Annotated in this window: 10 protein-coding genes and 2 pseudogenes; 1 reads left to right on the top strand and 11 read right to left on the bottom strand. The window is 32.9% G+C overall.

Annotation, left to right across the window (positions count from 1 at the left end):
• Positions 1-498 precede the first annotated feature (498 nt).
• Positions 499-984, bottom strand: coding sequence for an antitoxin YezG family protein (locus tag BN349_RS02835; protein ID WP_019240761.1), 486 nt, complete (start codon positions 982-984; stop codon positions 499-501).
• A gap of 150 nt (positions 985-1,134) precedes the next feature.
• Between BN349_RS02835 and BN349_RS26230 the strand changes: the two are divergent.
• Positions 1,135-1,260, top strand: a pseudogene (locus BN349_RS26230) (DNA/RNA non-specific endonuclease); the annotation flags it as partial.
• A 933-nt stretch (positions 1,261-2,193) separates the two neighbouring features.
• Here BN349_RS26230 and BN349_RS02825 read toward each other — a convergent pair.
• The 10 genes and pseudogenes from BN349_RS02825 to BN349_RS02780 all read right to left on the bottom strand — a co-directional run bounded on the left by BN349_RS02825 (position 2,194) and on the right by BN349_RS02780 (position 9,088).
• The gene (locus BN349_RS02825; protein ID WP_019240759.1) at positions 2,194-2,673 is read right to left on the bottom strand and encodes a DUF6985 domain-containing protein; all 480 of its coding nucleotides are present in this window, start codon (positions 2,671-2,673) and stop codon (positions 2,194-2,196) included.
• Between the two features lie 12 nt (positions 2,674-2,685).
• Positions 2,686-2,778: pseudogene (locus BN349_RS26810) on the bottom strand (hypothetical protein); the annotation flags it as partial.
• Positions 2,779-2,796: 18 nt separating this feature from the next.
• Positions 2,797-3,351, bottom strand: coding sequence for a hypothetical protein (locus BN349_RS25615; RefSeq protein WP_026089136.1), 555 nt, complete (start codon positions 3,349-3,351; stop codon positions 2,797-2,799).
• Between the two features lie 496 nt (positions 3,352-3,847).
• The gene (locus tag BN349_RS02810; RefSeq protein WP_019240757.1) at positions 3,848-4,360 is read right to left on the bottom strand and encodes an Imm6 family immunity protein; all 513 of its coding nucleotides are present in this window, start codon (positions 4,358-4,360) and stop codon (positions 3,848-3,850) included.
• A 13-nt stretch (positions 4,361-4,373) separates the two neighbouring features.
• Positions 4,374-4,676: a hypothetical protein gene (locus BN349_RS02805; protein ID WP_019240756.1), complete on the bottom strand. Its 303-nt coding sequence runs from the start codon at positions 4,674-4,676 to the stop codon at positions 4,374-4,376.
• 10 nt (positions 4,677-4,686) lie between these two features.
• Positions 4,687-4,818, bottom strand: a complete 132-nt coding sequence (locus BN349_RS26080; protein ID WP_232423506.1) for a hypothetical protein — start codon at positions 4,816-4,818, stop codon at positions 4,687-4,689.
• 84 nt (positions 4,819-4,902) lie between these two features.
• Positions 4,903-5,319, bottom strand: a complete 417-nt coding sequence (locus BN349_RS23165) for a T7SS effector LXG polymorphic toxin (RefSeq protein WP_019240755.1) — start codon at positions 5,317-5,319, stop codon at positions 4,903-4,905.
• 498 nt (positions 5,320-5,817) lie between these two features.
• Positions 5,818-7,026, bottom strand: coding sequence for a nitrate/nitrite transporter (locus BN349_RS23160; RefSeq protein WP_019240754.1), 1,209 nt, complete (start codon positions 7,024-7,026; stop codon positions 5,818-5,820).
• Positions 7,027-7,073: 47 nt separating this feature from the next.
• On the bottom strand, positions 7,074-8,360 hold the full coding sequence (locus BN349_RS02785; protein ID WP_019240753.1) for an MFS transporter: 1,287 nt from the start codon (positions 8,358-8,360) through the stop codon (positions 7,074-7,076).
• 278 nt (positions 8,361-8,638) lie between these two features.
• On the bottom strand, positions 8,639-9,088 hold the full coding sequence (locus BN349_RS02780; RefSeq protein WP_019240752.1) for a DnaA N-terminal domain-containing protein: 450 nt from the start codon (positions 9,086-9,088) through the stop codon (positions 8,639-8,641).
• Between the last annotated feature and the right edge of the window lie 617 nt (positions 9,089-9,705).

Below are 9,705 nucleotides of genomic sequence, written 5' to 3'. Positions count from 1 at the left end.
AATAGTTTCCAAATCATTAAGTTCATGCCAAGTTAAATTAGTATATTTATTATCTTCTCTCCAATCAGCTATATCTTCTTCTGTCCATTTTTGATCTGGTGCACTCCATTTTTTAGATAATTATTCATCAGCATTGCTAGGACCCTTTCTTACTTTCACTGTTAGATTCGACACCTATACAGTAGAGTGATTTGGGATGACGGCAAGACTTTTTTGCACGAAAAAAAGTGCTAGACTCTATACAAAAACATTATATAAGTCTGCACTTTTATTTTGCTATATACATCTCATCTATAATAGACAATCAAGAGCTTTAAGTACACATATTCTCTGTGTTTATTACTAGTAACCCTATCTAGTAATATGTCATTTCGTCTAAGTTCGAGTGTCTTATTTTATTGTGTCACGAGATGGGGGCAAACAGTAACTTATGATGGTACAACCATCATAAAGTCAATTCTTCAAGATAACTTTTCTTTTTTGTCCAGTTTTTTTAAATTAAATCGGATTATTTGGAAATTCATTAAGATACTTATCAATTAATGCTTTATTCTTTTCATCAGTTGGTATATCACCTAAATATTTATTTTTCCAGATCATCATCTGGTCACTAAAACTATATTCTGTGTCAAACCAATTTGTATAATCATAATGCAACTTAAATTTCCCACTACTCTCTAGAGACATTGTAAAAGAATACCAAAGTTCCTGCTCATTATCTTTAAAAATCTTTCTAAGCTCCTTGCTCAATTTTAATAAAACATCTTCTTTTCTCTCAAATTCATCTTCATCAATTTGATATTTGAAAGGAACTTCTAAACTATATTTATATTGCTTATTTTCAAGTGTATTATAAAAAAAGTAAGTTCCTCCCCCAGTTTCTGATATTTGAGCATAAAAATGAAATTTATTCCAATCTTCTGGAATCATTTCATTAACTGTTTCAGCTATCTCTCTATATAATTTATTCATTTCCTTTTCCATACTCAACCTCCTGCTCTATTTTCAATGGTTTTCTTAAATAATCCTTTGCCTTCAATTTCATAAACTACTTTATATGAATCTGGTCTTAGTGAAGTCCCAATGAAAATCGGCTTAATTTTTACAGATACTTTTTTTGGTGGAATTTCTTTCGTAGATGTAAATGCAGAAGAATTAATACTTGAAAAAGGAACAAGAAATCCAGCAATGCAAGTGGCAGTAGGTCGAGAAGATAGGTTGCTTGATGATGATGGTAGGCACTTGATAGGTACTCAGTTCAGCTTATCTGTGCGAAAGACATTATGTGGGATTGGTGATGTAATAGTTTTCCCTCGTAATTTGGCTACGGCACTACTCATTTTCGAAGTTGCTAAAGCACCGTTTGCCGTTACTAAATCCTATAGTTTAATTCTTGAGGAGTAACCTGACTATATTTATTACACAAGTATTTCTTTTCTATTAAAATTTTCGCCATAACTAGTAACCTTACTAGTATTCTAAATTATAATCTTATAATCTCTCAACATTAACTGTTTTAAATTGTCTTATCCTAAAGCACCCAAAAGCACCTGATGCCTAAATGACAATCAAATGCTTTAAGCCCAAATATTTTTATGTGACATTAAATTAACAAGTTTTATAGTAACAGTTAGTCATCTTTTACATATCACTTAATCGAGTTCGTTAGTTTCATTTTAATTTCATGTGTTTATATTCCTTCTACAATAAAAATCGTATCTCCACTAGGTATCCCTACAAAAAAGAAGCCTTAAATAATAAATAAGCATTCAAGGTTCTACTAAAACGTGTTCTAAATACAATTATTTTTCGTATTTATAAGCTAAGGCTTTTTTTACTACTTCCTGTGGTGATAAAAACTCTTCATTTCAAATAATTAAGTCACTAGGGGCTGGATAAGGTACATTATCTTTTAAAATTTCTATATATTGAAACTTTTATTTCCATACTTCTTTTGTACCCGATAACCTTTGTGATAAATCTCATACAAGCTATTTGCTGTCTTGTAGCCAACACTAATATGGTCGTTTTCTGTTCTTTTCATTGTAACAAATCTCGTACGTCTGTTTACTTCATTGAATTTTGATTCAAATATGAGAAAAATTGCTTATTTTGGAGTAAATCAAGGTCATGTTTTTTCACAATCCCACTCATTAAAACTTTTACAAATATTCATTCTACTTTTGTGCACAATCAAAGTGCTATATCTTGATAACCTACTTCTATAACTTCTTCATCTTCAAACTTAACTGCAAGTCCGTGCTCTGGCTCCCAAGTACATTCAAGTAATAACCCAACTTGTCTTATATCTTCATCAAAAACCATTGGAAAAAGTAATTGTTTTGGCTCAACAATTTTAGCAACCTCTTCCTTAGTGGATAAAATAGGTGCCATTTTATCAGCAAACTGATCGCCTAGTCTTTCTCTATATTCCATGTACACCTCGAGGTAATATTTCAAGATTGCATCCTCCGCCTGTCTTAGCAGATTATCTTTATCTCTAAAAAAACTATTATACGCATATACCTGTGCTTCTTCAAATTCTGCATCATCATCCCCATCTATAATCAATGTTACTATTCTTTCATATCCAAATAAGCTTAATTTTATTTCCCTTTTCCACCCATAATCATAACTTAATTCACCAAAAGTCTCATGTTCAATCTGTATCATCAATTTCACCTTCTACTTATTTTTTTCAGCTTTACCTACTTCTGATACTCCACCCAAGTGACTAAATTTACCATTAATTACTGTAGGAACAAGTTCCATAGATACTTTATCATTTAGTTCATCCTATGTATATTGATTCTGTTTTCTCCACTTTCTTACCTCTTTTGGTTTTACTCCCCATTCTTCTGCTAGTCGTTCATCTGCTTTTTTGAAGTTTACATTTCTATCAACAGACATTCCTTCAATCTCTACCTTACCTTTAGAAACGGGTGAAAAGTCTGGAACAGCATCAGAGTAATCAATGCCTTTTTTATCAACTTTACTTAATATTTCTTTTATTTCTTTATTATCGTGGATAAAAGTAGATTCACCACGTTGCCCAGTCCATTCTCCGTTATTCACTGGAGTTTGAGCAAGCCGCTCCTGATAGGTACTTTCAAACTTAATTGATTTTCTTTCATTAGAAACATTACCCTTATTCTCAACACCAACCCATTCCCCACTTACATGTTTAACGTCCTTCTTCTCCGTCCCTCCAACAATCCGAACAACTGTATCTCCGGCTCTCTTGAATGCATCTATTCCATCACGAACGGTGTACCATCCTGGTGCGCTTTTTCCTACTCCAGCTAAGGCATATTCTTCTCCTCGAATCGGGAAAAGCTTGATTTCCTTCATCGATTCTATTCGCTTTTTCAGCCAGGCTTGCGTTTGAGAGAGATTGGTCGTGATGGATGTTTTCAGCTTGGATTGTAAGGCTTTGACTAGTGGTAAAGGGTTGAGGACGTTTTTCGCTTGGTGTAAGACGTTTGTTGTTTTGTTAGAGAATGATTTCACGTCAACCGCTAGTTTTCAAATGTTTCCCCGAATTCTCCCCATTGATTATCGCCACAAGTTTATACGATTTCGTTGTTTATTGCCAATGCCTTATCATAAGGTGATTAAAACAAAATGTCTTGATGGTACAAACATCATGAGTTTTGAATTTCAAGTAAGCATTTTTAATCGTTCAGACATAAATACTTTATAAGAAAACAAAAACACTTGTTACCTAAAAGGAAATCAAGTGCTATTTCTATGCATAATAGGGATTCCTGCAACTTTAAACTGCAAACATCCTTTCTTAATTTGATAACTTTAATCCAAAAAAGTTAATAAAATAATAGAGTAATAGTTAATTTTGTATTTGTAATTCCCTTAAAACTTCTGTCCGCAAATCACTAGCAATATTCCCCTTCTTATTTTCATCCAATAAAGAAATTATTCTCCGAATATAACTATTTGAATTTTCTATACACCTTTCGAAACAATTCATAAAATGGTCTACTAATGTATCATCAACTAAAGCAATTGGTTCTGGATAATATTTGACACCTTCTCTTTCAAATGCTTTTCTACTAGTATAAGCAACTGCATCAATAACACAGTTCCAAACTATGACATCTGTTTCATTATCTGACATCTCTTGAATTATTGTTATACCATTTTCCTCATTGTCTAATAATTCATAAAGAATATCCCCTATATTTTCTTTACCTTTTAGCCACTCCCAACATTTATATATAACTTCCTGAGCTAAAATTTGATCTTCCTTTTGAGAAAATACCGACAAAACTTTTTCTGAAAGTCCAAGAAAAAATGCTACTTTACCATCTTCTGTTAAACTACTAAAGTTAATATTAGCCATAATTAACCTCCAACTAATCAATATACTTTCCATTGTTAATCATTAGATTTAGCCTACCAGTTACTTTAATGCTTTCATCAATTTCAGATGTTACTTCAATTTCTAAATTAGGATATTTTAAATTTAATTGCTTTAACACACCAGGCGGAACTTTATCGTTTGCTAATCCCTGATAACACTTTCTCCATACACCTGAAGGATTCGATTGATGTAGATTTAATGTTCCTGCTACATCTTCTGGTTTTATACCTGCCTTTATTACTGCTGAATTAAATTCTATAATACTAAAGAAAATGCTTTCTAAAGGTAGCATCATTCACAATAGCCTATCCATTATTAAGGCTTTTTAAATTAGAATCGCTAAAAAATTCAGGGTGCAATTTATATAATTCATTAAAATAATACTTATTATCTCTTAGCCATCCCTCTGAATTTGTACTTTGTTTACCTTTGCTTATCTACCCTATGTTGTAATTTCAAAATTTCACAACAAAGAAGCAACTCATATAGATCTTTTTAATCTACTTCTTTTTCTTCTAATACTAGTAACTCATATTTTTGGCATGTATATACTTACAAATCTTCTCATAATACGTACCAGTTCTTTTTGCTTGCTGAGTAAGCAATAATAAAAGACCTCTTTCTAATTCACTTTCTAGATAGCTTTGTCTAATGAAACCATTGGCTAATGGCTCCAACGTTTGGATAGCTACTTTCATCTGCTTTAATGTGTTGGTATAATTCCTTAAAAACGTCTGATAGCTAGCCAAAAAAGTCAGATGGTCATTCTGATAGTAGGAGAGAATGGCCTGTCCTCCCATCCCTGTAAAGGAATCGGATAAGTTCACAACACCTTTGACGGCCGATTCCACCCTCTTGATCTGCTCGGCTTGTGTAGATAACCTCTGAAGAATCTCATCGATTCCTGCGTGAAGCACATCAACATCTAGCAATTTCATCGCTCTAAACACCTACTTCGACAATCTTTTTATATCTATGAAGAAAGATGAAAATGGGTCATATTTATTAATTTTCACTGATAAAATCTATTCTTTCCATTCACTAAAAGTCGTAATATTCAGAAATAAAACAAAAGAAATTATCCACTTCCATATCTTTCCTTGTTCATTGTAATCTTTTATCCTAGTGTATAAAATAGGTTATTGTTATTAATTCCCATACAAAAATAGTACGTACACATTATTAAAGTCTTATAGTGTAGCACTTACATTCTCAATTCCTACATACTTAGACCTATTTTTCTCAATACCAAAATTGTCTTTCATAAGATTATTTTCTAGAAGATTGTCATTTTCCATTCACCTCGGTGAATGAAATAAACATATAAGGAAAGTTAAATACAGAGAAAGGTACGAGGTAACAAAGTTTACAAAAATAATCCTAAAGCAAACCAAAAAGGTCTAGTCGATACGACTAGACCTAGATATGATCATATATTATAATGATCCATTCTGTTTTAAATACCCTTGCTTCTTCCAATCATTAATTAACCAGCCAATTAATAAGAAAGAAACCACATATGTTAACCCAATCCACCAAAATCCGTATGAAAAGGAACCTGTTAATTCTTTAATAGTCCCAAGTATATTAGGTAAAAAGAATCCTCCTAAGCCCCCTGCCGCTCCAACAAAACCAGTAAAAATGCCGACTTCCTTTGGAAATCTTGTTGGAATAACTTGAAATAATGCTCCATTTGCTACACCAAAAACTAGCATTAACAAGATAAATAATGTTAGCGATACAACTGCTGATGATTGAACAAAGCCTATAGCAGCAAGAATAATAGCTGAAATACCAAATAGTCTAAGTAGGAGACCCATACCTCCAACTTTATCGGCTATATATCCTCCTATGGGTCTTACAAAGCTACCAGCAATAACTGCGATAGTTACATAATCTCCAGCTGTAACTTTACTAACTGCAAATTGATCGACAAAGTAAATAGATAGATAACTAGTTAGACCAACAAAGCCACCAAAAGTTAGGCTATAAAAGAAACTAAGTATCCATGTTTCTTTGATTTTGAAGATTGATAAATATTGAGCAATCGTCATCGGTTTAACTGAATTTGGACAATCCTTTGCAAATATCAAGAATACAACAAACACTATGCTTAGTGGAATGAGTGCAATACCAAAAACGGCGTGCCAACCGAATGCTTCAGCAATTCGAGGAGCAAATAAGGTTGCTAAAACGGTACCGCTATTTCCCGCACCTGCTATTCCCATAGCTAAGCCTTGATGCTCTGGTGGGTACCAACGACTTGCTAAAGGTAAGGCAACTGCAAAACTAGCACCTGCTATTCCTAGTAAAAAACCAAATGCATGCACTTCATTTAAAGAATCTCCGTAAAGCCAACCCCATAATAGAGGAATCATGGTTAAAAGCATACCTATGGAACCAATTCTTTTTCCTCCAAAACGATCGGCAAGAAACCCCATTGGAATTCGTAAAAGTGAACCCCCTAATATGGGTATACCAACCATCAATCCTTTCTGGGCATCTGTTAATCCAAAATCTTGAACGATAAAAGTTGATAATGAGCCGACAATAACCCAAATCATAAAGCTTACATCAAAATATAGAAATGAAGATAGCAACGTTGGTAAATGACCACTTTTTAGAAAGCTTTTATTATTGCTCATTGATATTTCCAACTCCTTCAAGTTGTACGATCAAATCATAGAATCTATTAACATTTAATTTCTGCATTTTTTCTAGAATAGTAGAACCAACAAATAACTAAACTTATTACATAATATCCAATCAATAGATATAATGATAAATTTACAGAACCAGTTGTAGAAATAGACCAACTAAAGATTTTAGGAATAAAGAAAGCCCCATATGCCGCAATAGCTGCTGTAAATCCAAGTACTGGTGCTGCTAGCTTCGCATCAAAAATGATTGGAATCATTCTAAAAGTAGACCCATTTGCAATACCTGTTGAGAAGAATAATACTAAAAACATAATTAAGAATCCTGTGAAATTATGAGCATTCAAGAAATAAATAACACCAAAAGTTGCCAAAATCATTAGAACGATATCCCAAAAAGTTACGATTGCTCCGCCTATTTTATCAGAAATCCATCCTCCAACTGGTCTTACTGCGGCACCTACTAAAGGTCCTAAAAAAGCTAATTGAATAGTGATTTCTGGAAATTCTTGTTTAATTAATAACGGGAAAGCTGCACCATAACCAATAAATGATCCGAAACACATTGTATATAACCATGTCATAATCCATGTATGTTTATGTTTAATAATGGCTGTTTGCTCTTTAATAGATTGTTTCGCATTTGGTAAATTGTCCATACCAAAAATCGCTGCGATCGTACATAATACGATAGGAATAACCCAGATAAAAGCAGCGTTTTGTAACCAAATCTCTGTTCCATCTGCTTTCAATTGAGAAGCACCTACAAAGCCTCCAAAAGCACCTGCTGTTATGATAATAGGTGTAATAAATTGCACAGCACTAACTCCGAGATTACCAATACCTGCATTTAGTCCATTCGCTGTTCCTTTTAATCTTTTCGGATAGAAGAAGCTTATATTTGCCATCGAAGATGAAAAGTTACCTCCTCCAATACCACATAAGGCAGCCAATATAGCCATTGTCATAAAGCTTGTATCTGGATTTTGAACAGCTAATCCAATACCGATTGCAGGAATAAGTAAAGCAGCCGTACTAATTACTGTCCAATTTTTCCCTCCCATAAGTCCTGGTAAAAAGGTAAAAAAGATTCTTAATGTGGCACCCGCTAGACCTGGAAGAGCAGCCAACGTAAATAATTCACTGGAACTAAAACTAAATCCCACTTCATTCAATTGTGCAGCAACCACTGACCATATTTGCCATACAGCAAATGCTAATAATAGTGAAGGTATTGAAATCCATAAGTTTCGATTGGCATGATGCTTTCCTTCTGAATCCCAAAAGGCTTTATCTTCTGGTTCCCATCTAGTAATTCTCATTTTTCTTCTTCCCTTCATGACTTTATAGTTAAGTATTGAATGACATGATTGATTCCCCTACTTAAACTATAAATCATTACAAGAAAAAGAATATTCGTAATATCCCTACTTTTACTAAAGGGAATTCTCTATATAAATCAAAAAATATACTATAGACCCTCGATTTGAATAACTATGTATATTCGTACTTACTTAAACACTAGAACTACTTTCATTTATTGAACATAAAAAGTCTCTGTTTATGGAGAAATCCATAAACAGAGACCATTTTTAGCACACTAATAGATATACTTTAATTCATAATGATCGCCCGTAATTTCATATAAAATGCTTAATATCAATTGATTATAACGATGCTCTAACCAATCACTGGCAAATTCATTTTGTACTTTAATCGTTATCATGTTTCCTTCCATTGAAATCGGCTCAGCTTGACCAAACCACATTTCAAAGCTAGGTTTACTTATTTTAGTTTGTAGTCCATATAAACATTCTTCCCATAATAATTCAAGTTTACTTCGAACTTCTTCTTCAGCTGTTTTCTTCAAATGCTCTACATAATTTTCTTCTACTAATGTATCAATTTTATGCTGAATAACCTTTATCTCTTTGTTAATCTCTGTCATTTGCTTCAGCGTTTCTTGATGGAGGTTGTTCATCTTTTCTGTCATAGCTTGAACTTGCTTAATTAATTCTTTATATTCATGTGTTTCTTCCTTTATTCCCATGATGTAACTACCACCCTCATTGGTTGTTCTGGATAAAATATAACTTCTAACAGTACTGATTTAGTTCATTCCAGACTGATCAAAAGTTGAACCTATCGAAGCTCCACTCTACCATTTATACTTCCGTATTTCTCGAATTCATAATGAAGCCTTCACACTAATTAGAACTAGATAAATTTCATCCAAAATCTACTCTACCATATATTTATTAATAAAATATTAAATTTTATCAATCTATTTAATATTTCTATAACAATCAGTCTGCTTTTATCTTTAGAATACTATTTAAATCTAGCTTGTATCTCTTTATACTATACGTTCTATTTCTCCACTCTTTTGTCGTTTCCACAATATCAAATACTTATAGGAACGCACAAAAAGAGGCTGTCTCAAAAGTGATGTTTCATCACCTTTGGGCGCCTCTATACTTCATATTAGAATTTTTTTAAATAAACTTGTTTATGAGTGTATTTATCTTACTAATGAAGGATGATGACCGTGCTTTGGCACGTGATTGGCTTGATTTAACCTCTTTTATTGAAAAGCGAGAGGTTACCTTTACTCCGGTGCTGCACCCCAAAAGTTAGAGTGAAAAAACTAACTTTTAAGGTGTTTTT

This window comes from Bacillus sp. AP8 (assembly GCF_000321185.1).
GTDB classification, from domain to species: domain Bacteria; phylum Bacillota; class Bacilli; order Bacillales; family DSM-1321; genus Bacillus_AD; species Bacillus_AD massilioanorexius.
This window is presented reverse-complemented; position numbering and strand designations above follow the sequence as displayed.

What these genes read in the sequence shown, in the direction of transcription:
- BN349_RS02835 (WP_019240761.1), bottom strand. Translation starts at nt 984, where the DNA reads ATGGAAAAGGAAATGAATAAATTATATAGAGAGATAGCTGAAACAGTT.
- BN349_RS02825 (WP_019240759.1), bottom strand. Translation starts at nt 2,673, where the DNA reads ATGATACAGATTGAACATGAGACTTTTGGTGAATTAAGTTATGATTAT.
- BN349_RS25615 (WP_026089136.1), bottom strand. Translation starts at nt 3,351, where the DNA reads ATGAAGGAAATCAAGCTTTTCCCGATTCGAGGAGAAGAATATGCCTTA.
- BN349_RS02810 (WP_019240757.1), bottom strand. Translation starts at nt 4,360, where the DNA reads ATGGCTAATATTAACTTTAGTAGTTTAACAGAAGATGGTAAAGTAGCA.
- BN349_RS02805 (WP_019240756.1), bottom strand. Translation starts at nt 4,676, where the DNA reads ATGATGCTACCTTTAGAAAGCATTTTCTTTAGTATTATAGAATTTAAT.
- BN349_RS23165 (WP_019240755.1), bottom strand. Translation starts at nt 5,319, where the DNA reads ATGAAATTGCTAGATGTTGATGTGCTTCACGCAGGAATCGATGAGATT.
- BN349_RS23160 (WP_019240754.1), bottom strand. Translation starts at nt 7,026, where the DNA reads ATGAGCAATAATAAAAGCTTTCTAAAAAGTGGTCATTTACCAACGTTG.
- BN349_RS02785 (WP_019240753.1), bottom strand. Translation starts at nt 8,360, where the DNA reads ATGAGAATTACTAGATGGGAACCAGAAGATAAAGCCTTTTGGGATTCA.
- BN349_RS02780 (WP_019240752.1), bottom strand. Translation starts at nt 9,088, where the DNA reads ATGGGAATAAAGGAAGAAACACATGAATATAAAGAATTAATTAAGCAA.